Annotated in this window: 26 protein-coding genes; 12 read left to right on the forward strand and 14 right to left on the reverse strand. The window is 64.9% G+C overall.

What is annotated here, in order from left to right:
- Window positions 1–25: 25 nt before the first annotated feature.
- From G6N08_RS09455 to G6N08_RS09475, 5 genes are all read left to right on the forward strand, one after another.
- On the forward strand, window positions 26–640 hold the full coding sequence (locus tag G6N08_RS09455; protein ID WP_163756330.1) for a TetR/AcrR family transcriptional regulator: 615 nt from the start codon (window positions 26–28) through the stop codon (window positions 638–640).
- Window positions 637–1,143 carry a hypothetical protein gene (locus G6N08_RS09460; RefSeq protein ID WP_163756332.1) on the forward strand — a complete coding sequence of 169 codons (507 nt, stop codon included), beginning with the start codon at window positions 637–639 and terminating at the stop codon, window positions 1,141–1,143. The genes G6N08_RS09455 and G6N08_RS09460 overlap by 4 nt, the downstream gene beginning before the upstream one ends.
- 379 nt (window positions 1,144–1,522) lie before the next feature.
- Entirely contained in the window at window positions 1,523–2,809 is a 1,287-nt protein-coding gene (locus G6N08_RS09465; RefSeq protein ID WP_371868976.1) for a cytochrome P450, read from the forward strand.
- Window positions 2,806–2,994: a ferredoxin gene (locus G6N08_RS09470; protein WP_163756334.1), complete on the forward strand. Its 189-nt coding sequence runs from the start codon at window positions 2,806–2,808 to the stop codon at window positions 2,992–2,994. Before G6N08_RS09465 ends, G6N08_RS09470 begins: the two co-directional genes overlap by 4 nt.
- 17 nt (window positions 2,995–3,011) lie before the next feature.
- Entirely contained in the window at window positions 3,012–3,317 is a 306-nt protein-coding gene (locus tag G6N08_RS09475) for a DUF1330 domain-containing protein (protein WP_163756336.1), read from the forward strand.
- Between the two features lie 111 nt (window positions 3,318–3,428).
- Here G6N08_RS09475 and G6N08_RS09480 read toward each other — a convergent pair whose 3' ends face one another.
- The 6 genes from G6N08_RS09480 to G6N08_RS09505 are packed head-to-tail and all read right to left on the reverse strand — an operon-like array spanning window position 3,429 to window position 9,213.
- Window positions 3,429–4,220, reverse strand: a complete 792-nt coding sequence (locus G6N08_RS09480; RefSeq protein WP_163756338.1) for an NAD(P)-dependent oxidoreductase — start codon at window positions 4,218–4,220, stop codon at window positions 3,429–3,431.
- Window positions 4,217–5,032, reverse strand: a complete 816-nt coding sequence (locus tag G6N08_RS09485; protein WP_163756340.1) for an NAD(P)-dependent oxidoreductase — start codon at window positions 5,030–5,032, stop codon at window positions 4,217–4,219. The genes G6N08_RS09480 and G6N08_RS09485 overlap by 4 nt, the downstream gene beginning before the upstream one ends.
- Window positions 5,032–5,949 (reverse strand): alpha/beta fold hydrolase, encoded by a 918-nt coding sequence (locus G6N08_RS09490; RefSeq protein ID WP_163756342.1) that lies wholly within the window; start codon window positions 5,947–5,949, stop codon window positions 5,032–5,034. Before G6N08_RS09490 ends, G6N08_RS09485 begins: the two co-directional genes overlap by 1 nt.
- Window positions 5,946–7,601: a thiolase C-terminal domain-containing protein gene (locus G6N08_RS09495; protein WP_163756344.1), complete on the reverse strand. Its 1,656-nt coding sequence runs from the start codon at window positions 7,599–7,601 to the stop codon at window positions 5,946–5,948. Before G6N08_RS09495 ends, G6N08_RS09490 begins: the two co-directional genes overlap by 4 nt.
- Complete coding sequence (locus G6N08_RS09500; RefSeq protein WP_163756883.1) at window positions 7,598–7,897, reverse strand: ferredoxin; 300 nt, start codon at window positions 7,895–7,897, stop codon at window positions 7,598–7,600. The genes G6N08_RS09495 and G6N08_RS09500 overlap by 4 nt, the downstream gene beginning before the upstream one ends.
- Window positions 7,898–7,905: 8 nt before the next feature.
- The gene (locus tag G6N08_RS09505) at window positions 7,906–9,213 is read right to left on the reverse strand and encodes an NADH-ubiquinone oxidoreductase-F iron-sulfur binding region domain-containing protein (protein WP_163756346.1); all 1,308 of its coding nucleotides are present in this window, start codon (window positions 9,211–9,213) and stop codon (window positions 7,906–7,908) included.
- Window positions 9,214–9,246: 33 nt separating this feature from the next.
- On the opposite strand from G6N08_RS09505, the gene G6N08_RS09510 reads away from it, so the two are divergent.
- Complete coding sequence (locus G6N08_RS09510; RefSeq protein ID WP_163756348.1) at window positions 9,247–9,720, forward strand: hypothetical protein; 474 nt, start codon at window positions 9,247–9,249, stop codon at window positions 9,718–9,720.
- Window positions 9,721–9,725: 5 nt separating this feature from the next.
- Here the strand turns inward: G6N08_RS09510 and G6N08_RS09515 are convergent, their stop codons facing one another.
- The 4 genes from G6N08_RS09515 to G6N08_RS09530 are packed head-to-tail and all read right to left on the reverse strand — an operon-like array spanning window position 9,726 to window position 13,258.
- Window positions 9,726–10,592: an alpha/beta fold hydrolase gene (locus G6N08_RS09515; RefSeq protein WP_163756350.1), complete on the reverse strand. Its 867-nt coding sequence runs from the start codon at window positions 10,590–10,592 to the stop codon at window positions 9,726–9,728.
- A gap of 17 nt (window positions 10,593–10,609) precedes the next feature.
- Window positions 10,610–11,002 carry a Rieske (2Fe-2S) protein gene (locus G6N08_RS09520; RefSeq protein ID WP_163756352.1) on the reverse strand — a complete coding sequence of 131 codons (393 nt, stop codon included), beginning with the start codon at window positions 11,000–11,002 and terminating at the stop codon, window positions 10,610–10,612.
- Window positions 11,003–12,148 (reverse strand): amidohydrolase family protein, encoded by a 1,146-nt coding sequence (locus G6N08_RS09525; protein ID WP_163756354.1) that lies wholly within the window; start codon window positions 12,146–12,148, stop codon window positions 11,003–11,005.
- Window positions 12,149–12,169: 21 nt separating this feature from the next.
- Window positions 12,170–13,258, reverse strand: coding sequence for an amidohydrolase family protein (locus G6N08_RS09530; protein ID WP_163756356.1), 1,089 nt, complete (start codon window positions 13,256–13,258; stop codon window positions 12,170–12,172).
- 520 nt (window positions 13,259–13,778) lie between these two features.
- Between G6N08_RS09530 and G6N08_RS09535 the strand changes: the two genes are divergently transcribed.
- A complete protein-coding gene (locus G6N08_RS09535; protein WP_163756885.1) occupies window positions 13,779–14,777 on the forward strand; it encodes an acyl-CoA dehydrogenase family protein in 999 nt (332 codons plus the stop codon).
- Complete coding sequence (locus G6N08_RS09540) at window positions 14,761–15,936, forward strand: acyl-CoA dehydrogenase family protein (RefSeq protein ID WP_163756358.1); 1,176 nt, start codon at window positions 14,761–14,763, stop codon at window positions 15,934–15,936. The genes G6N08_RS09535 and G6N08_RS09540 overlap by 17 nt, the downstream gene beginning before the upstream one ends.
- A 206-nt stretch (window positions 15,937–16,142) precedes the next feature.
- Here the strand turns inward: G6N08_RS09540 and G6N08_RS09545 are convergent, their stop codons facing one another.
- From G6N08_RS09545 to G6N08_RS09560, 4 genes are all read right to left on the reverse strand, one after another.
- Window positions 16,143–17,516 (reverse strand): cytochrome P450, encoded by a 1,374-nt coding sequence (locus G6N08_RS09545; protein ID WP_163756360.1) that lies wholly within the window; start codon window positions 17,514–17,516, stop codon window positions 16,143–16,145.
- Window positions 17,513–17,755, reverse strand: coding sequence for a ferredoxin (locus G6N08_RS09550; protein ID WP_163756362.1), 243 nt, complete (start codon window positions 17,753–17,755; stop codon window positions 17,513–17,515). The genes G6N08_RS09545 and G6N08_RS09550 overlap by 4 nt, the downstream gene beginning before the upstream one ends.
- 64 nt (window positions 17,756–17,819) lie before the next feature.
- On the reverse strand, window positions 17,820–18,680 hold the full coding sequence (locus G6N08_RS09555; RefSeq protein WP_163756364.1) for a mycofactocin-coupled SDR family oxidoreductase: 861 nt from the start codon (window positions 18,678–18,680) through the stop codon (window positions 17,820–17,822).
- A 37-nt stretch (window positions 18,681–18,717) separates the two neighbouring features.
- Window positions 18,718–19,419, reverse strand: coding sequence for an SDR family NAD(P)-dependent oxidoreductase (locus G6N08_RS09560; protein ID WP_163756366.1), 702 nt, complete (start codon window positions 19,417–19,419; stop codon window positions 18,718–18,720).
- A gap of 255 nt (window positions 19,420–19,674) precedes the next feature.
- On the opposite strand from G6N08_RS09560, the gene G6N08_RS09565 reads away from it, so the two are divergent.
- The 4 genes from G6N08_RS09565 to G6N08_RS09580 all read left to right on the forward strand — a co-directional run bounded on the left by G6N08_RS09565 (window position 19,675) and on the right by G6N08_RS09580 (window position 24,344).
- Window positions 19,675–21,207 carry an aldehyde dehydrogenase family protein gene (locus G6N08_RS09565; RefSeq protein WP_163756368.1) on the forward strand — a complete coding sequence of 511 codons (1,533 nt, stop codon included), beginning with the start codon at window positions 19,675–19,677 and terminating at the stop codon, window positions 21,205–21,207.
- Window positions 21,204–22,409: a CaiB/BaiF CoA transferase family protein gene (locus tag G6N08_RS09570; protein ID WP_163756370.1), complete on the forward strand. Its 1,206-nt coding sequence runs from the start codon at window positions 21,204–21,206 to the stop codon at window positions 22,407–22,409. The genes G6N08_RS09565 and G6N08_RS09570 overlap by 4 nt, the downstream gene beginning before the upstream one ends.
- A gap of 257 nt (window positions 22,410–22,666) precedes the next feature.
- Entirely contained in the window at window positions 22,667–23,476 is an 810-nt protein-coding gene (locus G6N08_RS09575) for an MlaE family ABC transporter permease (RefSeq protein ID WP_163756371.1), read from the forward strand.
- Between the two features lie 10 nt (window positions 23,477–23,486).
- Window positions 23,487–24,344, forward strand: a complete 858-nt coding sequence (locus G6N08_RS09580; RefSeq protein WP_163756373.1) for an ABC transporter permease — start codon at window positions 23,487–23,489, stop codon at window positions 24,342–24,344.
- The last annotated feature ends 50 nt before the right edge of the window (window positions 24,345–24,394 follow it).

Consider the following 24,394-nt stretch of genomic DNA (forward strand, 5'->3'; position numbering starts at 1 on the left):
GGTTGGTTATCCGCAGAGGAGTTCCGTGCCCGGCGCACCCAGTTCGCGGCGCTATGACACGCTGCTCGCCAAGGGCGAGGACCGCAAGCAGCGTATCCTTGAGGTCGCTCAGCGGCTTTTGACCCGCAAGGGCTGGCGCAACACCACGCTGGCCCAGATCGCACGCGAAGCCGGGGTCAGCCCCGCGGGCCTTCTGCATCATTTCGAGTCCAAAGAGCAGCTGCTGCACGCGGTGCTCGACATCCGCGATGCCGACGACGACGCCCACGCTAACCGCGCGGGCGACCTTATCGCCGAGATTGCGCGGGTGCCCGAGCGGTTCGACCGGACGCCCGAGCTCATGGGTGCGTTCACCGTGCTGTTGGTGGAGAACCTTCTCCCGGATGCTCCGCTGCATGATCGTCTGCTCAACCGGTATCGGGACGCGGTCGGCATTGTCGCTGAGCTCATCCGGCGCGGCCAGGAGTCGGGCCGCTATCGCGCGGACATGGACCCCGCCACCAAGGCAGTGGAAATTATCGCCTTCGTTAACGGAATGGAGACCACATGGTTGCTCGATCCCTCGATACCGCTGACCGAGGTGTTCAAGGGGTACGCCGAGTCGCTGGCTCGCGATTTTGCCCGGCCGAGCCGGACATGAGATACCGGCTCGACGTTGTCGCGCCCACTGTCGCCGACGTGGTGCGGTTCGCCGGTGGATGGCTGTTCGACCGGGCGATGGCCGGATGGGACGTGACGGTTCTTGTCGCCGGGCACCCCGACGGGCGGCCGTTGCAGATTTTGGGCGCCCAGACACGTGACCTCGAACACGTGCTGGCGGCGGGCGAGCAGTGGCCGCGTCCGCAGACGTTGGCGGTGGCCGCAGATCTATTCAGATGCGACTCGCGGGTGCGACGCGGCGTGCTACAGGCGCTCGACCACGGGATCACTGAAGTGACGCTGTGGGGGGAGACATGGCCGGCCGAGCTTGATGCCAGCGTCGGGTGGGTGCGGCATCAGCTGAGCGCGGCCGCGCAAGCTTTCAAGGCTCAGGCCCTCGCGGCTGCCGCGATGTCCGAGACCCCGGTCGGGTCCACCGAAACTTTTCGCACCGGGATCATGGCATCCCCTTCGGTGGCCGCTGATCTGGTTCCAGCCAGCTGAGTTGCCGGCCAAATGCTGCCGGCATCTTCGCATCACCGCCGTGCGCCCGTGCCGTGACAGCGGGGTGGAACTTCACGGACACAGTCCGTGGCGGCGTGTCGGCAAGAACCCCGATCACCGTCAGTGCGTCATCGGTGCCGGCAGGCGCGGTCATCAGGCCGCGACGCGCGACGTCGTGATCATCACCCCGAAAGACCAGTGCCCGTCGGCCCACGCCCGTGGGCAGCAGCAAGCTCGCCGTCGTCGTCGAGCGTGCCCGGATGCGCGCGTTGCGCGGGCATCAACGCATCGCGGTCAGCCGTCGTTGACGGCGACAAGCAGGTATGGAAACCTAATATTCATTGATGAGAGGACAATTCTCATCAGTGGAGATTGCTGAATGGAGCAATGGATAGTGAACGATCTCACCGAGTTGGACTTCTTCCGCGACGACCGGCTAGTGGAGAACCCCTACCCGTACTTCGAGGCCTTGCGGCGGCAGTGCCCGGTGCTGCGTGAACCGCACCACGGTGTGACGATGGTGACCGGCTGGGACGAGGCGGTAGAGGTGTTCAACGATGCCTCGACGTTCTCGTCGTGCATCTCGGTGACCGGTCCGTTCCCGGGGTTCCCGGTTCCCCTCGAGGGCGATGATGTGACGGACCTCATCGAGCAGCATCGTGATGAGCTGCCTTTCAGCGATCAGCTGCCGACGCTTGACCCGCCGACCCACACCAATCACCGCGCGCTGCTGATGCGGTTGATCACTCCCAAGCGCCTCAAAGAGAATGAGGACGCGATGTGGATGCTGGCCGATCGCGTGCTGGATACTTTCCTGGCCGGCGGCGAGGGCGAGTTCATCAAGGGGTTTGCCGCTCCTTTCACACTTTTCGTGATAGCCGATCTGCTCGGTGTCCCCGACGATGATCGCGACGACTTCGTTAAAAACTTGCACCGCAACGTCGGTGGCGGCCTCGGCAGTACCGAGGGTGAGTCCCTGGCACACAGTCCCCTGGAATTCATTTACGGGCGCTTTGCCAACTACATCGAGGATCGGCGCCGCGAACCGCGCGATGATGTGCTAACCGGCCTGGCGACCGCAACGTTCCCTGACGGTTCGACACCGGATGTCACCGATGTCGCCCGCGTCGCCACCAACGTCTTCTCGGCGGGGCAGGAGACCACGGTGCGCCTGCTCGGTGCCGCGCTGCAGGTGCTCGGCGAGCGCCCGGATATTCAGCAGCTGCTCCGCAAAGATCGCAGCTGCATTCCTAACTTCATCGAAGAGACGTTGCGGATAGAAAGCCCGGTCAAAGGCGATTTTCGGCTATCGCGTGTGCCGACTGTCGTGGGCGGCGTCGATATCGCGGCCGGTTCCACTGTGATGGTGCTGCAAGGCGCCGCCAACCGCGATCCGCGCCGATTCGAGGATCCGGACACATTCGATCCCGCCCGCAAGAACGCCCGCCAGCATTTGGCGTTCGGACGCGGGATCCACAGTTGTCCGGGAGCACCGCTGGCGCGCGCCGAAAGCCGGGTGGCAATCGAACGATTGCTGGATCGGACGAGCGAGATCAGAATCTCTGAGCGTATGCACGGTTCAGCCGATGACCGCCGCTATAACTATGTCCCGACCTACATCCTGCGCGGCCTGACCGAACTGCACCTGGAGTTCGACCCGGCATGAAAGTCACAGTTGATGACCAGCTCTGCCGCGGTCACGGTGTGTGCGTTTCCGTTTGCCCGGAAGTATTCAGGCTGACCGACGACGGCTATTCGGAGGTATATCTGTCCGAGGTTCCCGCCGACCGCGAGGCCGCGGCCAGAGACGCTATCGAAAACTGTCCCGAGCAAGCCATCAGCGAGACCTGAGCCCGATCGGAGATCGAATGCCTAAGGGATACATCATTTTGACCGAAGCCATCAAAGATCCGGAAGGAATGAAGGCTTACGCCCGGGCGGCGGGTGCAGCGATGGGCGGTGTGAACATTCTTGCGGTGGATACCGCGCCGCAGGTCATCGAGGGCGACTGGCATGGCGACCAGACGGTCGTGCTCGAATTCGAGTCGGTGGACGCAGCCCGCACATGGTATGAGTCCGAGGGCTACCAAAAAGCGGCAAAACTGCGGCAGGCCGCTGCTGACTGCAACGCCGTCATCGTCAGTGGATTTGAGCCTGCCCCGGCGGGTGGTTGATTCGCTCGTCGGGTGCGCACCGCGGCGCGGATCAACCTGACACGGTTGTTCGGTTGTGCGCTCACCCTCGCGGCGGTTGACCGGACTGCGTTCGGTGATCTCCCCGATGCGCTAGGGCATCTCGGCGATGACGCTGTCCAGGGCGCCGAGATCGGTACCAAGTTCAGCAGTGAACGCGCGGACAACGGCCACATCCTTACCGAGGAATTCGGCTGCTGTTTGGACAAACGACGCGACCGACCCCCGCGCCGCAACAATGTCGAGCACCCGGCTTCCGGCGCTGCCGTGAGGCAGCGCAGCCAGCAACGCCGACTCGGGCACACCAAGCCGGGCACCCAGCCGCACGGATTCTGCGAGCAGCCCGATGTGGGCGGCAAAGAGCGCGTTGTTGATCAGCTTGACCTTCTGTCCGACACCGAGCGGCCCCACGTGAAGCACCGGATCGCCGTAGCAGCCCAGCACTTTCCGCAAGCGCGCCACCGGGCCGTCGTCACCGCCCACGAATAGGGTCAACCTGCCCGACGCCGCGTCGTGCGGACCTCCACTCACCGGGGCGTCGACGACGTCGACCTGATACGGCGCCGCACGGTCGGCGATGGCCTCGAGCGTGCGCGGACTTGCGGTGGTGTGCACCGCCAGCGCTGAGCCGGGCGGCATGCTGGCCAGCAGGTCGCTGCCTAGAGCGACCTGCCGCAGTTGCTCGTCACTGAAAACGCACACCACGACGACGTCGGCGCGCATACCGACACCGGCCAAGCCGGACGCCGGATAGGCACCCATGTCCGCGATGTCACGAAGCTTTTCGGGGGACCGCCCGAACACCCGGACATCGTGGCCGGCGCCGACTAGCCGCGCGACCATGGGCCGGCCCATTCGGCCCATTCCGATGAATCCGACCTTCACCGGGGATGGCCCATCAGCACCAGTGCTGCGTCGGCCGCGTCGAGCACGACCGCCGGTGCGGCTGCTGCGTGTTCGGCAAGGTCGGCGATCAGCCGAACATCTTTACGCAGCAGCGAGCCCGCGTAACCAGCAAGGCGTTCGAGACCACCGGTTCCGCCAAGCGCATTGAGCGCGAAACTGTTTCCGCTACCGCGCGAAAGGACCTCGGTGAGACCACCCGCGGAGACACCCAGCGCCTGTCCCAGTGACAACGTCGTCGCGGCCGCGCCCAGGTTAGCGGTGAACAACAGGTTGTTGAGCAGCTTGGTAGTTTGTCCGCTGCCCAGCCCGCCGAGATGGATGACGGCGTCGGCGTAGCTTTCGAACACTGGCCGGCACCGTTCGACCACGCCGGGATCGCCACCTGCCATCACCAGCAGGCGGCCTTCCGCAGCTGCGGGACCACCGCCGCTCACCGGAGCATCGACAACTGAGACATCCTGTGCACCAGCTTTTTCCGCTAGCTCTAAACACGTATTGGGATGTACTGTGCTGTGGACGGCGATCACACTTCCCGGTTTGACGCCGGCGAGCACGCCGTGCTCACCGCCGACAACGTCCTCGACATCGGCGTCGCCGACGACACAAAGGCAGATCAAGTCGCTGGCCGCGGCGAGTTCGGCCGGTGATCGGGCAACCCTGGCTGCGGTGTTGGCGAACGGTTCGACTGACGCCGGCCGGCGCGCCCACAGTGTCATCGGATAGCCGGCGTCGATGATTCGCCGCGCCATAGGGCCGCCCTGACTGCCCAGCCCGATGAATCCGACACGCATCAACCGTCCTCCACATCGGTGGTAAGCCCGACGGCAGCGGGGTGCTGGCGGGCCAAGAGACATTCCTCGACGAACGAAAACACCTTCAAGTGATAGGCGGCAGCCGCGTGACCGAGGCTGAGATTGTGGCCCGCTCCCAGTTGCCTGTTGATGACAAAACGAGGCGACGCCGAGAACATCGCGGCAATCTCGGCCAGTGCCGGCGGATCGGACCGCCACACCTTTTCGTGTTCGGCATAACTGAACTGCACCGGAACCCGTACCTTTGCAGCCAGTGCCGGAAAGTCGTGGCGAGGCCAGTCGCTGACCATTGTTTGCTCATACGGCGCGCCCGGGGATGCGTTGGTGATGCCGGTGAGGACGTTCGCCGGGTACAGCTGAGGCGGATACCACAACAGCTCGCGCAGTCCCGGGGGCCGGTGGTCAAGGCGCGCCGCCGCCAGGATGTCGTGGACCGGCTCGCAGTAGTGCCTGCCGGTCCCGGCCAGCTCGATGCCCAACACACGTTCTGATCGGCGAGGGCGCCGGCCATCGGTCGCCATCCGCAGCGCCAGTTCGCACCCGTTTGAGTGAGCCACGACGAACAACCCCGCCCCGCGCGGCTGTTCGCCAAGAATCCGCTCCACTGCCCCGTAGGCAAGATCGACCCGTTGCCCGGGATGCGCCATCGCCTCCGGGTAGAGGGCAGAACTGCCGTAGCCGGGCCGGTCAAGCGCGATCACCGTGAACCCCAGGGCCGCACCCGTGCGCAGCAGCGACAACGGCGGGTGACCCGGGCAGTCGAAATACTGCGACGTCGTGCCCCCGCCATGCAGCGCTAGCACCACCGCGCGCGGGTGCGGCACCGCGGCGACCAACGCGGACATCGGCACACCGTCGACATTGACAACCCGGGGCCGGGGGGCGGCCACACTCATGTGTCGGCCCGCAGCAGGAGCACGCCACTGGGGGTGAGCCCGCCGCTGCTGACCACTGCGACACTGGCATCGGCGACCTGGCGCTCACCGGCCTCGCCGCGCAACTGGCTGACGGCTTCATGCAAAAGCCCCATGCCGTGGGTGCGGCCATGGGAGAGCTGGCCACCGTGCGTGTTGAGCGGCAGCAGCCCGTCGCGGGCGATGTTCTTACCGCCGTCGAGAAAATCTTTGGCCTCACCGATCCCGCAGAAGCCCAGCGCTTCGATCCAGGACAGGCAGTTCATGGTGAACCCGTCGTACAGCTCGGCGACATCGACGTCCTCGGGCCTCAGCGGGGTGCGCGACCACAGGTGCGCGGATTGGCCCAATACCTGCGGTTCGTGGGTCAGTGTGCTTTGGTCCCAGTCGATGCGCTCGATGATCTGTGTTCCCACCGCCTCCACCAGCACCGGGGGTTTGGCCAGGTCGCGGGCAGCGTCGCGAGCGGAGACGATGACCGCGATCGCCCCGTCGCACGGCACGTCACAGTCATACAGTCCGAACGGCGTGGTGATCGGGCGCGCGTTCAGGTAGTCGTCCATGGTCATCGGGGTGCGGTAGATGGCCGTCGGGTTGAGTTCGGCATTGGCGCGCTGGTTCAACGCGATCCAGCCCAGCGTCTCTTTCGTCGTCCCGTATCGATGCATGTGCCGCTGCGCGTTCTGCGCCAACGTATGAGCAGCCGAGGTGGCGCCGAACGGGATCAGCCAGCTGGTGGTGCGGCCGGTGGGCGGAGCGAACCTGCCCTGCCTCACCAGCTCGTTGTAGGTGGCCTCCCACAGTGTCCGGAAGCACAGCACGTGACGGGCCAGGCCGCCGGCGACCGCAAGCATCGCGGCGATCACCGAACCGCCCGGGCCGAAGGTCTCGATGCCGCCGTTGTGCCAGGTGGGCCGGATGCCCAGCGCCGCTTCCAGCGCGGTGACCCCGCCCTCACCGAAACCTCCGAGATTGCCTCCGCCGGGATACGTTGAGAGGCCGTCGATGTCGTCGATCGTCAGGCCGGCATCGGCGATCGCCGCCTCGCAGGCCTGCACGGTCAGTGACAGCGGCGGCACCATCAGCCGACGCCCGATCTGCGACATGCCGATTCCGGTGAGCGCCACCTTGTCTTCGAACTTCTCTCGAGTGAGCATGGGGCGCACATACTCACCGAAACGTTCCGGGGGGATCTCGTCGATCGGCAGCGCTGCGGGCGTCGGGTCGGCGACCGGGCGAAACAGGGGCAGCCACACGTCGTCGGCGCGTTCGAAAACGACTTCCACCTGCTGACCGAGCTGAAGCTGATCGGGGTCGCACTCGATGATGTTGGTGGTCAACCGGACCCGGGGATCTTCGGCGATCGCCACCTGCGCCACCACATAGGGTGCGGGCAGCCCCGGCAAGCTGAACCGGTGATTCACAGTGAACCCGGCCAGTGTCGCCCTGCCTGACACCGTCCGCACCCCCAGGTTGTGGGAGCGGCAATAGCGGCAGAGCGGCGCTGGCGGATGAATCAGCGCCCGGCAGTCCTGACATTCTTGCAGTCGCAGTCTGCCGTCGGCGCCCGAGGACCAGAAGAACTCGTTCTCGGCGGTCACCAGCGGCAGCGGACGTCCGGTCTCGCTGCTCACCGGGTGAAACCCCACTCGGCTTCATTCGCCTCGATTTTGAGGTTTTCCGCGGGAGCGCCGTCCGCGGTGCCCGACGGCGGTGACGCGAGATGCGGGCTGCGCTCACCGATCTCGGTGATAGCGTGCACCGGACAGTCCAGCAGCGCGTTCATAACCGCGTCGCGGTCCGGTTCGGCCACGGTGCCGTCCCCGGTCAGCGATGCATAACCCCAGTCGTCAAGCGAGAAATACCCGGGTGCGTGCTTGGCACAGATGCCGAAGCCGTCACAGACCGTACGGTCCAGCCGGATTCGCATGCCTTCGCTCATGCCCGCATCACCGCCTCGACCTCGAAGGGCCGCTCGGCGCGGAACGCGCCGTCACGGCATGACCGGCAGCTGCGGTCGAGATGGTGTTGGACACTGCGCGGAAACTGGTTGAGCAGGCTTGCCGCCGCATTGGTGGCCGCGTCCAGGGTCGCGCAGGCGCCGCGGCCGCGCAGTACTACCGACCAGCGTCTCAGCCGGTCGAGGTCTGCTGTCGTCGCGACTCCGTCGCGCAACGCCCCGCCGACCGCCGACATCGCCGCTGTTCCGTTGAAGCACGATCCGCACTGCCCGGCGTTTTCCCGATCGAAATACGCCAGCACCGACGCCGCGACCGCAACCGGACACTCGTCGGTAAGCACCGAGATCGCACCGCAGCCCAGTGCACTGCCGAATCGGCGCATCGTCTCGTGATCCAAGGTGGCGTCCAGGACATCCCGATTGAGCAGGCCGGCGAAATAGCCGCTCATCAGCACGCCCTGCACCGAGTCAGACGAGACCCCGTGCAGCGTCAGCAGTTGTGTGAACGGCAGGCCGTGCGGGATCTCGTATAGACCCGGGGAGCGTCCGGCTCCGGTGAGCGTCACCAGACAGCTGCCCGGCGAGTCGGCGGTGCCCAGCGACCGGAATGCCGCCGCGCCGTGTTGATGGAGGTAGGGCAGATTGGCCAGGGTCTCCACATTGCTGACCAGGGTGGGGCGTCCGCCGACCCCCGACTCGAACGGGCGCGGCGGCTTGTCGGTGGGCTTGACCGGGCCGCCGTTGAGTGCGCGGACGGCGGCGGTCTCTTCGCCGGCGACATATCCGGGATCGACCTTGTGCACCCGGACCGCAACCTCGCCGAATGCATCGGAGTCAGCCTCGGCGAGTGCTGTTTCAGCGCTGCGGGCCGCGTCGGGGTCGGAGACGTAGACGTACACCCGCTTTGCCCCCACCATTGCCGCCGCCAGCCGCAGCCCGTCGAGCACCAGATGGGGCCGGTTGCGCAGCAGCCAGCGATCCTTGATCGAGGCCGGCTCGCCCTCCTCGCCGTTGGCGATGACGACGGCGCCGCCGACAGCACGGCCGTTGTCGCGCACTGCGCGCAGCTTCACCGCCAGTGGGAAGGCCGCGCCCCCGCGGCCCAGCAGCCCACTGTGTTGGACTTCCGCGAGCAACTCGTCGGCGTCCGCCAGCGGTCGGTAGCCCCCACGGTTCCGATACGCCGCGCAGTCCTCCCTCTCGTGCCCGGGTTGCTCGGGCAACAGGCGTGGCGCGCAGCCGGGCCAGGCGGCGACAGTGAGCTGTGGTGCGGCGGTGGTTTCCATCAGTCCTCGATCACCGCGGTTAGGCTGGCATGCATGCGGACTGCTGTGGTGCGGGTCAGAGTCGACCCGTCCGGTGCGCTTACGCGGACGCAGCTAAGCCAGGGCATGGCCACACTCCTCAAACTCGCTGGCGAGGCCGGTGCCGACGTGATCGAGCGCAACCTGGCCGCCATGCCGGTCGCCCGTCGCGAGGTGCAATTGCTCATCGCCGGTGACGACGCCGACACCCTCAAGCAGACCGCACTTGACCTGTGCGCCAAGGCGTTCGGCACCACTCCGGTGGCCGGGGTCGTCACCTATATCAGCAGGGGAACCGACGACGACGCCCGCGGCGTGCTGGCCGGATTCGGGCTTACCGGCGAAATCACCCGGACCCCGGGCGACGAAGGCTTCGACGTCGTCTACGTGACGCTGCGCAAATCCGACCTCGAGCGGATTCCGGAAAGCCGCATTCACACCGCTCTCGAGGCCTCGCTCAACTGTGAGGTCCGCATCCTGACCCGCTGACCGCATCAGCGTTCCAAAAATTCCAGGATGGGGGGCGCTGCCAGCACCCAGGTGTCGAACATGTTGAAGTGGTCCACCTTTCCCGCGGCGCGTGCTTCGGCCGCACGTTCCCATGCGTCCTCCGGCCAGGGCGGATCGATGAGATGCGATCCCTTGATCAGGCAACTCACCTCCAGGGATGTCCGCTTGGGGTGGTCCCAATCGTTCTCACCGCCCCGGATGATCAAGGTGGGAACCCTGATGCGGTCAAACATTTCGTCATCGACACCGGGAATCGTCTGCCCCGGCTTGGGGACGAACGCATTCAGCCAGCGCAGCATCACCTTGAGGAACGCGTCGGCGTCCAGGCTGAGTATCCGCTGCTTGTTGTTGGGGTTCTGCTCGATTCGCTCACGCCATTCCGGCACCTTGAGCAGCCCCTCAATACCCGACCAGCGCACCGCCTGAATGCTCGGCAACACGTAGAAGGCGCCAAGCTGGTACATGCCGTACACGCCGCCGACGATGTTCCACACCACCAGCTTGGTGACCAGTTCGGGGTAGAGCATCGTCGTGAGCATCGAGTCGCGGGCCCCGCCTGAGCCTCCCGCGATGATGCACGGCCCCGCGCCGAGCACCGTCAGCAGGCCGTGCAGGGTCTCGGCGCGCATGTGTGACTCGCTTTGCCCGTAGAACTGCACGTCCGAGGCGCCGCAATTGGGCCGGTCCCACAACAGCACCCGGTAGCCGCCGCCGACCAGTGCTTCCGCCAAAGGGCGCAGGCCCGGCACATCCTTGCTGAACCGGCCACCCGGGGTCAGGACGATCAGATCGCCTGATTCACCAAGGATTTCGTAGACGACGTTCCCGCCATTGACCTCGACAACAGGCACGTGCCTTCCTCCCAACCTCAGGCCGTCACCAGGACGTCTTTACCGACCACCCGTACCGGGTAGGTGCGAATGCTCCACTCCGGCTTAACCGCGGTTGTTCCCGTCGCCAGCTCGAAACCCCATTGGTGCCAGGGACAGTAGATGTACTCCAGATCCCGGACCATCACCGCATCCCCTGGAACGCTCTCGTCGACGACCGTCCGTCCCCGCAGACGCCCGGAACACAGCGGCCCACCCTGGTGCGGGCAATAATTCGCGATGGCGTAGAACGTGCCGTTGATGTTGTAGACGCCCACACCGTGTCGCCCAATCGGCACCAGTTTGTGTGTGCCGGGCGGAATCTCGTCCACTGTCGCGACAACATGCTCGCGGCCCTGGGCCAGCCGGGGCCGCATGGTTTCTGGTGGCATTCAGAACACCCGGGTTTGGCCCTCAAGCACCGGGACAGTCTCCGGCAGATGATAGGTCGCGATACCGTTACGGAACATCACTGCCTCGCGGGCGGCCTTGGGCAGGTGTTTGACCAGCCAGCGTGGGTCATCGAAGGTCCAGTGCGGGTAGTCGGAGGAATACAGCAAGATCTTGTCGCACTCCATCCACTCCAGCGCTCGGGTGAGCTCGGTCTTGTCCTCGGGGTAATCCAGCGGCTGGGTGGTGAACTTGATGTGCTCCTTGACGTACTCGCTTGGCTTGCGCTTGATCTCCACCCACGACTTACGGGCCTCGTAGATCGCGTCCATCCGCCACATCAGGGGCAGAATCCAGGTGAACGCGTGCTCGACGAGCACGATCCGCAGCGTCGGGAAGCGGTCGAAGACGCCGTCGAAGATCAGGCTCATCACCTGGTTGGCGGCCAGCAGCGAGTAGGTCACCATGAAGTCGTGGTTATAGCTGGGGAAGCCCACCGGCGGCATTGGCAGCATCTCGTAATTGCTGCGGGATAGGTGACAGCTGACCACGATGTCGTGTTTAGTGGCGGCTGCCCACACCGGGTCGTACATGGGGTGCCCCCACGACGGCCGCGGCTCGGCCTTGAGCAGGATTTGCGCCATATACGGGTGGCCGGCCCATCGTTCGATCTCGCGGGCGGCGCCCTGCGGGTCTTCGACCGCCACGCAGATCGAACCGCGCCAACGCTGATGCCAGTTGTTGTGGCTGTCCAGCCAGTGGTTGGCCTGCCAGTCATTAAGTGCGCAGGAGAACGCCTGGTGAGCTTCGGGTAGCCGGGGGGTGCGGCCACCGGGCTCCAGGATCGCGATATCCGAGCCGGCTGCCATGATCAACTGGCGGAATGCCATATCCGGGTCGCTGCCGGGGAATTCGCCGTCGGGTGGAAAGGTGTCGGCGCGCATCGCGAAGGTGTGCGCATAGTCCGGAGCATCGTAGTAGATGAGCTCGCCGACCTTGTGGTTGAGGAAGAACTTGCTCCGCCACGGCTCGGGAATGTACTGGGTCAGCTCGCCGCGTTTAGGCACCGGGTGGACATCCGAGTCGACGCACCGGACGGCGATGCGCTCGGCGGCGGGAACCCGCTCTTGCGTCTGTGTCAGCGTCATTGTGGTTCTCCTTGCTCACTTCTACTGTGCGCCCAAGCTGACCGGGATGTCTATGCCGTAGAGGTTTGCCGCGTTGCGCCAGCTCAGCTTCTCCCGCTGCTCGCTGGTCAGTGCCCTGGGCAGTGCCGTGACGTCCCCGCAGTGCCAGTGCGGGTAGCTGGAGCCAAACATCACCATGTCGTCTTTGCCCGTGAAGCTCAGCCATTCGCCGGCGAACTCCGCGTCCCCGGGACCGTCGAGGCTGCCCTGCACGAAGTAGACGTGTCCGGGCAGGTAGTCGCTGGGTATCCGGGGCGCCCACGGGGTCTGTTCCAGGTGGGGCCGACCGAACACATCCATCCGCCAGATGAACGGGGTGACGAAGTCCGCGGCGCCGTCGGCCCAGACGAACTTCACACTGAACCGCTCGAACACGCCCTCGGCGATCATGTTCATCAAGTGGTAGAGGTAATTCAGCGCCATGAAACTGACGTATTGCTCGTACGTTCGGGTGTGTCCGGACGGTGTGGGCGGAAAACCGATACCCTCACCTGTCTCGATGTGCACCGCCACCGGAAGGTTGGCTGCGGCTGCCGCTTCCCACAGCGGCCAGAACTGCGGCTTGCCGTAGAGTTCGCGCGACTGCAGCGGGACACCGATCTGCACCACCCGCGGGTGGTCTTTATATGTCTCGATCTCGCGCAGCGCCCCGGGGATGTCGTCGGGGTTGACTCGGATAGTGCCGCGGAAGCGTTCACCGAACTCGCTATGTTCCAACCACCGTGACACCATCATCTCGTTATGCGCGGCGTGCAGCGCGGTGCCCAGGTGCCGATCGGGCATGATGCCGCGTCCCATCGGGTGCAAGACCGCCACGTCAATACCCCGCTCGGAGAACAGGTAATGGCCGACGAAATCCGGGTCCGAGCCGGGGTAGCCCCGATCCGGCCCGTCGGTGCCCGGGGCATATTCGCCGCCCGGCGCGCCATACCAGTCCATCTCGTAGTCGGGGAAACCGCGGCTTTTGAAGGGCTCCCGCAAGAAACTGCGCAAGTCCGTATTGGACGCGAAAAAGATGTGGACGCTGGCGTCAATGACGGGCGTTCGGGTTCCGTCCGGGTGTTGTATCACCTTAACCACCGTCCGCGGCTCCGACCTCGGTGTCGAGCCTGCTGCTCGTCCGCTAGGTAATCTAACATTTTCCGTCAGCGCCTATCAACGGCTTTCCGGTAAGCATTTCGATTAGCCGTTATCCCTGGTAGTGGCCGGTATTGCCGGTCCAGTATGTGAGCGTAGTTCTTCAAGACGGATAATATCATTCTCCGATCGGCGTGCGCAGCACCCGGACCCGGGCACTGGCGGAACTGGCCCACCACAACACCCGAGGGCTGCGACGCGCTTGCTGGCCGGCTGCGCGTGCGATGACGCGGGAGTCTGCCGGTGCCAGGTGTGGGTCGTGGGAAAGCCCATGTTGGCCAAGCCGATAAACCTCATCGTCACAACGCCCCCGGTTGGAGGCCCGGCGCTGCCCCGCAGCCTTGGTCTGCTGGCGCAGTCGGGCGCAGCGCACCGCCCACTATGCGAGATTGTGACTGTGCTAATTAGAGAATGCTATTCTCACCATGGTGGTGACGGTGAGGAGGCGGCCCGGATGCTTTTGGAATTCAATGCCGATCAGCGGCTCTGGCAGCACACGGTGCGTGATGTTGTGGCCAAACAGTGCCCGCCAACGCTGGTGCGCAGCGTGGCAGAGGACGGCGTTGACACCAGCCCGCTCTGGAAGTCGTATGTCGATTTGGGCTGGACGGAGTTGAATGACCCGGCCGGTGCGGTGGAGTTGGCGATCGTGTTGGAAGAGCTGGGCCGTGCCACCGATCCCACCCCGTTCTTGGCGACGATGAGCCAGTTCGCGCCGCTGGCGACGGACCGGTTCGACCCGAACCAGTCGGGAACCGCCGTGTACAGCGGGGTGGCGGCGCACCGCGCGGCGGAGGGGTGGGTGCTGGAGGGCACGGCGCGTTACGTCCTCGACGGGGATCGTGCCGACCGGTTGGCCGTGGTGACCCCGGCCGGGGTGTTCGTGGTCGACGGCCAGGAATTGCCGAAGCGGCGGCTCCCGGTGTTCGACCCGGTGCTGCACATCGCCGACGTGTCGTTCCCGGGGATCCGGGTACCCCATGATGCCCGAGTGCACGTGGACGCCGAGCGCGCTCATCATGTGGCGCTGACCGGGATGGCCCTCACGATGGTCGGTGCCTGTCAGCGCATCCTCGATCTGGTCCTCGACCATGTGCGCACCCGCCATCAATTCGGCGTTCCGATCGGCTCTTTTCAAGCTGTACAGCACAAGGCCGTGGATATGCATGTCGCAATCGAACGGGCGCGGGCCTTGGCGTATTTCGCCGCGTTGACGATCGCCGCCGACGACCCGCGGCGGCGGCTGGCGGCGGCGATGGCCAAAGCATCCGCGGGGGAATGCCAGGCGCTGGTATTTCGCCACGGTCTGCAGTTGTTCGGCGCGATGGGATTCACCTGGGAGAACGACCTGCAGTTTGCGCTGAAACGCGCCAAGGTGGGCGAGCTCATGCTCGGCGGCGCCGCCGAGCATCGGGCGAGGATCGCGGAGGAATACCGTGCAGCTGACTTTTGACCCCGATGTCGAGGCGTTCCGCGCCGAGTTCGTGGCTTTTCTCGAGCAACATCTGCCGCCCGCAAGCGAAACGGTGGAGCGGCCGCGCTCGGTGTCGCATATGCCGGACTGGGCCCGCCGCTGGCAGCGGCTGCTGTTCGACAACGGTTGGCTCTTGCCCGGTCAACCCCCGGAATTCGGCGGGCGCAACGCCACTGTGCTGCAGCAATTTGTGCACCTTGAGGAGCTGTGCCGGCGACGGATCTATCACAGCTTCAACCCGCAAGGCGTGAACATTGTTGCGGCGTCGTTGTTGACGTTCGGCACTGACGAACAGAAACGCCGGTGGGCAGTGCCGATCCTGCGCGCCGAGATCACCGCTTCGCTGGGGATGAGCGAGCCGAGCGCCGGCTCCGATCTCGCGTCGCTGCGCACCCGTGCCGTTTTGCGGGGCGATCATTTCATGGTCAACGGACAGAAGGTGTGGACCTCAGGGGCCCATCATGCCGATGTGCTGCTGACATTTGTGCGCACCGACCCCGATGCGCCAAAACACAAGGGTATCAGCGCATTGCTGATCCCCACCGACACCCCGGGTGTGGTGCGCCGGCCGTTCCCGTCGATCTGTGGCCGTGACGATCTGGATTTTAACGAGGTGTTCTTCACCGATGTGCGGGTGCCGGCCGAAAACCTGGTCGGCCAACTCAACCAGGGCTGGCGGGTAGCCAACGGGTCACTCGGGCACGAACGCACCATGATGTGGCTGGGTTTCGCGGACCGACTGCACAACCTGATCACGGATTTTCACCCCGGCACGCAGCTCGAGCGCGACCAGTACGCCACCTTGGTGATGGACCATCATGCCCTGCGCCTGCTCGGCTCGGTGGCCCTGGCGCGCGCAGCCCGTGGCGAAGATGATGTGCCCGCCCTCTCGGTGCTTAAGCTGCTGGGCTCCGAAGCCGAACGCCAAGCCTGTGAAAATGCACTGTCCGCAGCCGGATCCGACGGGCTGATCCACCCCGCGTTGACCGGCCCCTATGCGCCGATGAACCTGGATCACTACTTCGCCAGCTGGTTCGAGCGCTACGCCCGCAGTTTCGCCGGCACCATTGCCGGCGGCACCTCGGAGATCCAGCGCAACATCATTGCCCAACGCGTGCTTGGACTACCCAGGGGCTGACTCGATTCGACCGCCGAGCGCCGGGCTGGTGTCCGGTGCAGCGCTTCGGCAACGGGCGGCCGAGTGCGGGCGTGCGCACAAACCCGGTGATCGACCAGCAGCTCACTTGCCTGTGGAGCGGGCTTGTGTGCAACGGTGTGGTTGGCTGTCTTGGGTAACGCCGCGTCTGATCGAATTCGCCGACCGAGTTCAGGGATGGTTCGTGGTCAGTCGATGACCGCGGCTTCTTTGCGCTCGGTGATGGGCCGGGCGAGTTCCTCCCGGTCGCAGATGCGCTGGAGTTTCTCAAGGGTTTCGTCCAGGCCCGCGCCGAGCCTGCGAGCCGGGGTGAAAGTGGCCGGCAGGTGGCGCATGCCCTGGATGACGCCGATGGTGTCGTAGTGCACAGTGCCCGCGGGGTCGCAGCGGTAGTCGGGCATGCGGTCCAGTACCGCAGTCAGCATCGACTTGAACACGACCCGCGCGACGTTGGATCCAGCGCAGCGATGAACACCCAGACCGAAGCTGAAGTGTCGATTTCCCTTGCGGTCCAATATGATCCGGTTCGGATCGGGAAACACCGAGGGATCCCGGTTGGCCATCGCCCACGAGATCCACAGTCGTTCACCCTCTTTGAACCGCGTGCCGAAGAGCTCACAATCCTGCGAGAACGTGCGTCCGTCACCGGGTGCCGGGGTGAAGTAACGCAGGAACTCCTCGGTCGCGGAGTCCAGTACGGTGTCGCGCTCGCGGCTGAGCAGCTCACGCTGGTCGGGATTCTGCGACAGCCACTCCAGCGCGTGCGCGGTTAACGCGGTCGTGGTGTCGAACCCGCCGCCGATGATCAGCCCAAGCATCCCGAAAAGTTCGAGGTCGGGTGGCGGCTGGCCGTCAATCCGGAGCTGAAGAAGCGCGTGGATCATGCCGGGGCGCGGATTCTCACGGATTTCCACCAGGTTGTCGAATAAGTCGACGCCCATCTTCCGGTGTTGCTCGGCCACCCGCTCGGCATCGGGAGAGTGTTCGGGTGTGTACACCGCGGCGTGCACCGGCTCGCTGTACATCTTCCACTTCTTCAGTGGAATCCCCATCATCGCCAGCGTGAGCACTGCCGGCACGATGTTAGCGAGGTCATCGACGAAGTCGATATGGCCCTCTTCGATCTTTTCGTCAAGGCTAGCGCGGACCACCTCGTCGATGAACGGAATCCAGCGCTTCACAGCGGCCGGAGACAGATACGGGTTGAGGACGTTGCGATAAATCCGGTGCTCGGGATCGTCCATCTCCAGCATGCCGCCCCGGATGCCGCTCGCCCGGCGTGCCGGGGGAATGCTAATGCCCTGGTATGCCGGACGTTTTCCGGTGAGGTCGTGATCGTTTGAGACATAAGGGCATCGGGCGAGCTCGAAGACCTCGCGATTGCCGGCGGCGACCCAATGTCCCCCATAGGTCTCGGTCCACGCGATCGGGCACTTGGCGAGCATTTCCTCGGTAATCGCCTCGAACTGTTCCCGATACTCGGGCGTGTGCCGGTCGAAGTGGTAGCGGGGTTGCCGACGGTCATCGTGCGCGTCGGCGTACGTCCGATCTGCAACGGTCACGACGTTGTCTCCCTCGATTTTTCCTGGCCAGTAGTGCTCTGTTGGTCGACGTCGATAAAGATCGCGCATTCCGGACAAGACTGGGCGGCTTCACGCACCTTGTCTTCCAGTTCCGGGGGCACCTCCTCGAACACAGCCGTCGAGTGGCCGTCGATATCGTCCAGCTCGAATGCCTCCGGAGCGATCATCGAACACAGTGTGTGTCCCTGGCAGCGCTCGGGATCGACCCAAACCTTCACGAGCGTCCTCCCTGTTGTGGGGTCAAGTAGCCTGTGCCTCAACAGTTTTCGCCACAGCTCTAGCTCAGATGTGGTAGTCGTACCATTTCAGGTAGCCGCCCGCGTCAACGCGCAGCTGCATGCCCGTGACGTATCTCGCCTCATCAGAGGCCAGCCACAACACGGCGTTGCTGATGTCCTCCGGCTCAACATAGGGAATTGTCATCGCCTGTTGTACCGCAAAAACTGGCTCGGCGTCTGCCCGGGTCGGATGCTCCAGGTCTGGTCGGAAGGACCGGTACATCGGCTGGCTCTGCAGCATCGGGGTGTTGGTGTTGGTCGGGTGAATCACGTTCGCGCGGATCCCGCGCGGTGCCAGCTCGGTGGCCAGCACGTGGACATATTCGGCGATCAGCCGCTTGGAATACAGGTAGGCCATGCCGCCGGGGTCCGCTCCGGGATTGTCCTTCTTGGCGACGTCCATCAGGGCGGCGGTGGAAGCGGTAGCGATGATCGAGGCGCCCTCATCCAGGTGCGGCAGCGCCACCTGGATGGCGTTGAGAGTGCCGATCAGATTGGTGTCCATCACATCGCACCAGGCCTGCAGCGGCGGCTGGCCGAACATGCCGGCTACGCCGGCTTGCGCGACGACGATGTCGAGCTTGCCGAACTCGGCCAGACCGTTATCCAGCGCTGCGCGCAGTTGCGTGGCCTCGCGCACGTCGGCCTGCGCAGTTACCACGTTCCGGCCGGTCTTTTCGATCAGCCGCGCGGTCTCGTCGAGATCTTCCGGCCGCGCCATCGGGTATCCGATCGACTCGATGTCCCGGCAAATGTCGACGGCGATAATGTCAGCGCCCTCTTCGGCCAACCGCACCGCGTGGCTGCGGCCTTGGCCCCGGCCGGCCCCGGTAACGAATGCGACCTTGCCTTCAACACGTCCCACGGGTTTTCCTTTCACGTGCTCGCCAATTGCCCGGAACTTAGGTATTCCGGCCGCCGTTGACGCCCAGGATCTGGCCGGTGATGTAGCCCGCCTCCTCGGACACCAGGAAGGCACACGCGGCGGCGATGTCTTCGGGTTTGCCGATCCGCCGGACCGGGGTCGCCTGGATGTTCTTCTCAATATCGCCGAGATAGCCGCGTTCGGCGGCCGCGCGCAGCATCGGGGTGTCGATGAAACCCGGCGGCACCGCGTTCACCGTGATGCCGCTGGGACCGTACTCGAGCGCCAGCGATTTGGTGAGCCCGTTGACCGCCGATTTCGCCGCCACGTAGTGCGCCATATAGGGGACACCGGAGTGCGTGCTCGACGATGAGATGTTGACGATCCGGCCCCAGCCAGCTTCCACCATGTCAGGCAGCACCGCCTGAATCGTGTGGAAGACGCCGTTGAGGTTGACGTCGATGATCCGCTGCCAGTCCTCGAAGGTGATGTGGGCGAACCTTTTGAACCCGTCCAGGCCGGCGGCGTTGACAAGTATCGTCACCGGTCCCAGCTGCGCGCGGATCGCCGAGAGCGCCGCGTCCACCTGGGATCGGTCGGTCACATCGGCGGTGTAGGCGAACTCCGTCTCAGCCGGCTTGAGGTCGATGGTGGCGACGCGGTGACCGTCGGCGTGCAGCCGACGCGCGACGGCGCGGCCGATGCCGGAGCTGCCCCCGGTGACGACCGCGGTTCTCACGGCTTTGCCTGCACTACCGTCTCAACCACAAAGAATCTCCCTTCCAATTATGAGAACCATACTCTCACATCGGAGCAGCCCGCAAGGAGCCGGGAAAGGCCGCCCGGCCTGCACAGACGCGTTGGCGCCAGGTCGTGTCGATGGATATGAGCATGGCAGTCTCATTTCTTGTGTTTGCTTGAATTCTCGTTGCCCGAATGTAAGATTCGCCGAGAACGAGAATGAAATTATCCAACGTGCGTCGAGGAGGCCGGAATGCAACAGCAGGATACGGCGGCGGTCCTCGCGGGGGAGGCGCAGTCAACCGGGGGGGACATCGCCCAGGTCGGGCGGCGGCTGCTGATCGACGGCCGGCTGGTCGCCGCCGATCGGAGGTTCCCGTCGATTAATCCTGCCAGCGGTGTGTTGTTGGGGTACGCCCCGGATGCCGGGGTCACCGAGGCCCGGGCGGCAATTGCGGCGGCGCGGCGCGCCTTCGACACCACGGCCTGGCCCACCGACATCGAGCTGCGAATACGCTGCCTGGGTCAGCTGCACCAGGCTTTGCTCGACCACGCCGATGAGCTGCGCGAGCTCACCATCGCCGAGGTCGGTGCCACCCGGGCGCTCACCCACGGGCCGCAACTGGATGAGCCGATCGCAATCGTGCGCTACTACGCCGACCTGCTGCGCACCTATCCGATGACCGAGGATCTCGGAGAGGCCGAATCCCGCGGCATGCGCCATCACCGGTGGGTCGAAAAGGAAGCCGCCGGAGTGGTCGGGGCGATCATCGCCTACAACTACCCGAACCAGCTCGCGCTGGCCAAGCTGTCCCCGGCGCTGGCTGCCGGCTGTACCGTGGTGCTCAAAGGTGCACCGGACACCCCGCTGGTGACATTGGCGCTGGGGGAGCTGATCGCCAACCACACCGACATCCCGCCGGGCGTGGTCAACGTACTGAGTTCGTCGGATCCAGCCGTTGGAGAAGCGCTGACCACCAGTCCTGATGTCGACGTCATCACCTTCACCGGGTCCACCGCGACCGGCCGGCGGATCATGGCCGCGGCCAGCGACACCGTCAAGCGGGTCTTCCTCGAGCTCGGCGGCAAATCGGCGGTCATCCTGCTCGACGACGCCGACTTCACCGCCGCCAGTATGTTTGCGGCGTTTTCGATGGTCACCCATGCCGGCCAGGGCTGCGCGCTGACATCGCGGTTGCTGGTTCCCAAAACGAAGCATGACGAAATCGTGGAACTGATCGCGGCCAATTTCGCCAAGGTGCGCCACGGCGACCCAGCCGACCCGAAAACCTTGATGGGACCGCTGATCAGCGAGCGTCAGCGCGACAAGGTCGACGGTATGGTCCAGCGCGCGATAGCCGCCGGGGCGACCTTGGTCACCGGCGGCAAGAAAGTGGACCCCGGCTTCTTCTATGCACCGACCCTGCTCACCAACGTCGATCCGAACAGCGAAATCGCACAAGAGGAGATCTTCGGGCCCGTGCTCGTCGTCATCGCCTTCGACAATGACGACGATGCCGTGCGCATCGCCAATAACTCGATCTACGGTCTCGCCGGTGCGGTCTTCAGCCGCGATCAGGATCGGGCCTTGGCGGTGGCGCGCCGGATCCGCACCGGATCGTTTTCTATCAACGGCGGCAACTACTTCGCGCCGGACTGCCCGTTCGGCGGTTTCAAGCAATCGGGTGTGGGCCGGGAGATGGGCGTGGCCGGGCTCGAGGAGTTCTTGGAGCGCAAGACGTTTGCTGTGCCGGTGTCTGAGCCTATGTCCGGGACGGCCCGATGAGACCACTGGACGGCATCCGCGTGGTGGAAGTTGCGATGTACGGGTTCGTCCCGTCGGCGGGCGCGGTGCTGGCCGAGTGGGGCGCCGATGTCATCAAAGTCGAGCACGCGGTCACCGGCGATCCGCAGCGCGGGCTGCGGCAGACCGGCAACTTGCGCGTCGAAGGGGACCCCAACCCCAACATCGAGCACGCCAACCGCGGCAAGCGCAGCATCGGCCTGGACATCTCGGTGCCCCAAGGCAAGGAAGTGCTCTATGAGCTGGCGCGCCGCTCGGATGTCTTTTTGACGAGTTTCCTGCCGGGACATCGGCAAAAGTTCGGTATCGACGTCGACGATATTCGCGGGGTGAACCCGAAGATCATCTACGCGCGCGGCAGCGCGTTCGGGCCGCGCGGGGCAGAGGCGGGCAAAGGTGGCTACGACATGACCGCCTTTTGGTGCCGGGCCGGAACCGCCGCCACCATCACCCCGCCCGGGATGGAAGGCATGATCGGGCCGCCCGGGCCGGCGTACGGCGACACCATCTCCGGCACCAACCTCGCCGGTGGTATCGCGGCTGCGCTGCTCAAACGCGAACGCACCGGTGAACCCTCGATCGTGGACGTCTCGTTGCTCGGCAGTGGTCTGTGGTCGATGGGGCACACGGTGGCGTTGACGGTGCACCTTGGCCGGCGGTTGGAGGCGCCCCCACCGGGCGTGCACGGGTCGCCCGTCAATCCCCTGGTGGGGGTGTACGCCACCTCGGACGGCCGGTACATCTCTTTTGTGATGATGCAGCCCGGAAAGTACTGGGCCGACGTGTGCCGCCACATCGAGCGGCCGGAACTCGCCGACGATCCCCGGTTTGCCAGCGACGAGCAGCTCGCCGCCAATACCGGCGAGGCGGTGGCGATTCTCAGCGAAGTCATCGGGAAGCGGACACTCGCCGAGTGGACGGAGCGTTTCGCGACGCTGGCAGGGCAGTGGGCGCCGGTGCAGGACACGTTGCAGGCGGCTCACGATCCACAGATCCGGGCGAACGAATACATCGTGCAGGCCGGTGAACTCGAACTGGTCGCCAACCCCGTGCAATTCGAAGTCACCGCGCCACAGAGCGGGCCGGCGCCGAAATTCGCCGAGCACACCGATGAAATCCTGGCTGAACTCGGGCTGGACTGGGACCGCATCATCGAACTCAAGACAGCCGGTGCGGTCACCTAGGACAGGGGATTTCGATGCCTTACCTCGCTTCCGTCGCCGGTAACGACGAGCAGGTTTGCGGCGAAATGTTTTGGCCGCCGGAAAAACCCTTGTGCGAGCACCGGGGACGCGGTAGGCAATACGTCGATGTGCGGTCGCATCTGATGCATTCGGTGCCGTACCGGTCCGCGGTGCGGATAAGCTCCGCGCAACCGGTTCGAAAGACCCGCGGGTCGGAGGTGTGTCGACTGTGAAGCTGCTGGGAAGGCCAGGTGGCGATGGCGACTAACGGGCCGGACCGGTGGTCTCCGGGTGTGACGTTCGGGCGCGATCTCGCGGCGCCGATGCAAGCCGTCGGTGGTCTGTTCGCAATGGCCGCGGACGCAGTCAAGTTCGCATTTCGCCGGCCGTTTTATTGGCGGGAATTCCTCGAGCAGGCCTGGTTCGTCGCTCGGGTCTCCCTGGCGCCAACATTGTTGGTGGCCATCCCGTTCACCGTGCTGGTCAGCTTCACACTCAACATTTTGTTGCGCGAACTGGGTGCGGCCGACCTGTCCGGGGCAGGTGCTGCGTTCGGCGCGGTTACCCAGGTCGGCCCCCTGGTGACCGTCTTGATCGTGGCCGGTGCCGGTGCCACCGCGATGTGCGCGGACATGGGCTCACGAACCATTCGCGAAGAGATCGACGCCATGGAGGTGCTGGGCATCAACCCAGTACAGCGGTTGGTGACCCCGCGCATGCTGGCAGCGGGGCTGGTCGCGCTGCTGCTGAACAGTCTGGTGGTCATCATCGGGATTTTGGGCGGCTACACCTTCTCGGTGTTCGTCCAAGATGTCAACCCCGGCGCGTTCGCCGCCGGTATCACCTTGCTGACCGGAGTGCCCGAGGTGATCATTTCCTGCGTCAAGGCGGCACTGTTCGGCCTGATCGCCGGATTAGTCGCCTGTTATCGGGGGTTGACGATCACGGGCGGGGGCGCCAAAGCAGTCGGTAACGCGGTCAACGAAACCGTGGTGTATGCGTTCATGGCATTGTTCGTCGTCAACGTAGTGGTCACCGCTATCGGTATCCAGATGACGGCCAAATAGGGGACTGTCCGTGACGCTTCGAGCCACCTATCCGCGACTGACCCGCGAACTTGAGCGGCCGTTCACCACCGTGCTGACCACGCTGAACCGCATCGGCGACCACACCCTGTTTTACGGCAAGGCGCTGGCCGGGGCGCCGTTCGCCACCGCCCACTATCGGCGGGAAGTGGTGCGGCTGATCGCCGAAATCAGCATGGGCGCAGGCACGTTGGCGATGATCGGCGGAACCGTGGTGATCGTCGGCTTCTTGACGCTGGCTGCCGGCGGGACGTTGGCGGTCCAGGGCTACAGCTCGCTGGGCAATATCGGTATCGAGGCGTTGACCGGGTTTTTGGCGGCTTTTATCAACGTGCGTATCTCCGCCCCGGTGGTCGCCGGCATCGGCCTGGCAGCCACCTTCGGCGCCGGCGTGACCGCCCAGTTGGGCGCCATGCGGATCAACGAGGAAATCGACGCGCTGGAGTCCATGGCAATTCGCCCGATTTCGTATCTGGTGTCCACCCGCCTGGTGGCGGGGATGATCGCAATCACCCCCCTCTATTCCATCGCGGTCATCTTGTCATTCGTGGCGAGCCGGGGGGTGACGGTGTTTTTGTTCGGGCAATCCGCCGGCCTCTACGACCACTACTTCAACACCTTCCTCAATCCGATCGATTTGTTGTGGTCGTTTCTGCAGGCCGTCCTGATGGCACTGACGATTCTGCTGATCCATACCTACTACGGTTATTTCGCCTCGGGTGGACCCAGTGGTGTCGGTGTCGCGGTAGGTAACGCGGTGCGCACCTCGCTGGTCGTGGTGGTATCGGTGACCTTGCTAGTCTCGCTGTCCATCTATGGCGCCAACGGCAACTTCAACCTGTCCGGGTGAGGAGGCTGGGTGACTGGAACGATCGGGCTGAATCCAAGGCCAGTCGGGGG

Source organism: Mycobacterium botniense (assembly GCF_010723305.1).
Lineage (GTDB): Bacteria > Actinomycetota > Actinomycetes > Mycobacteriales > Mycobacteriaceae > Mycobacterium > Mycobacterium botniense.

What these genes read in the sequence shown, in the direction of transcription:
- G6N08_RS09575 (WP_163756371.1), top strand. Translation starts at nt 22,667, where the DNA reads ATGGCGACTAACGGGCCGGACCGGTGGTCTCCGGGTGTGACGTTCGGG.
- G6N08_RS09520 (WP_163756352.1), bottom strand. Translation starts at nt 11,002, where the DNA reads ATGCCACCAGAAACCATGCGGCCCCGGCTGGCCCAGGGCCGCGAGCAT.
- G6N08_RS09500 (WP_163756883.1), bottom strand. Translation starts at nt 7,897, where the DNA reads ATGCGAATCCGGCTGGACCGTACGGTCTGTGACGGCTTCGGCATCTGT.
- G6N08_RS09460 (WP_163756332.1), top strand. Translation starts at nt 637, where the DNA reads ATGAGATACCGGCTCGACGTTGTCGCGCCCACTGTCGCCGACGTGGTG.
- G6N08_RS09570 (WP_163756370.1), top strand. Translation starts at nt 21,204, where the DNA reads ATGAGACCACTGGACGGCATCCGCGTGGTGGAAGTTGCGATGTACGGG.
- G6N08_RS09505 (WP_163756346.1), bottom strand. Translation starts at nt 9,213, where the DNA reads ATGGAAACCACCGCCGCACCACAGCTCACTGTCGCCGCCTGGCCCGGC.
- G6N08_RS09465 (WP_371868976.1), top strand. Translation starts at nt 1,523, where the DNA reads ATGGAGCAATGGATAGTGAACGATCTCACCGAGTTGGACTTCTTCCGC.
- G6N08_RS09475 (WP_163756336.1), top strand. Translation starts at nt 3,012, where the DNA reads ATGCCTAAGGGATACATCATTTTGACCGAAGCCATCAAAGATCCGGAA.
- G6N08_RS09565 (WP_163756368.1), top strand. Translation starts at nt 19,675, where the DNA reads ATGCAACAGCAGGATACGGCGGCGGTCCTCGCGGGGGAGGCGCAGTCA.
- G6N08_RS09510 (WP_163756348.1), top strand. Translation starts at nt 9,247, where the DNA reads ATGCGGACTGCTGTGGTGCGGGTCAGAGTCGACCCGTCCGGTGCGCTT.
- G6N08_RS09470 (WP_163756334.1), top strand. Translation starts at nt 2,806, where the DNA reads ATGAAAGTCACAGTTGATGACCAGCTCTGCCGCGGTCACGGTGTGTGC.
- G6N08_RS09525 (WP_163756354.1), bottom strand. Translation starts at nt 12,148, where the DNA reads ATGACGCTGACACAGACGCAAGAGCGGGTTCCCGCCGCCGAGCGCATC.
- G6N08_RS09490 (WP_163756342.1), bottom strand. Translation starts at nt 5,949, where the DNA reads ATGAGTGTGGCCGCCCCCCGGCCCCGGGTTGTCAATGTCGACGGTGTG.
- G6N08_RS09535 (WP_163756885.1), top strand. Translation starts at nt 13,779, where the DNA reads ATGCTTTTGGAATTCAATGCCGATCAGCGGCTCTGGCAGCACACGGTG.
- G6N08_RS09485 (WP_163756340.1), bottom strand. Translation starts at nt 5,032, where the DNA reads ATGCGTGTCGGATTCATCGGGCTGGGCAGTCAGGGCGGCCCTATGGCG.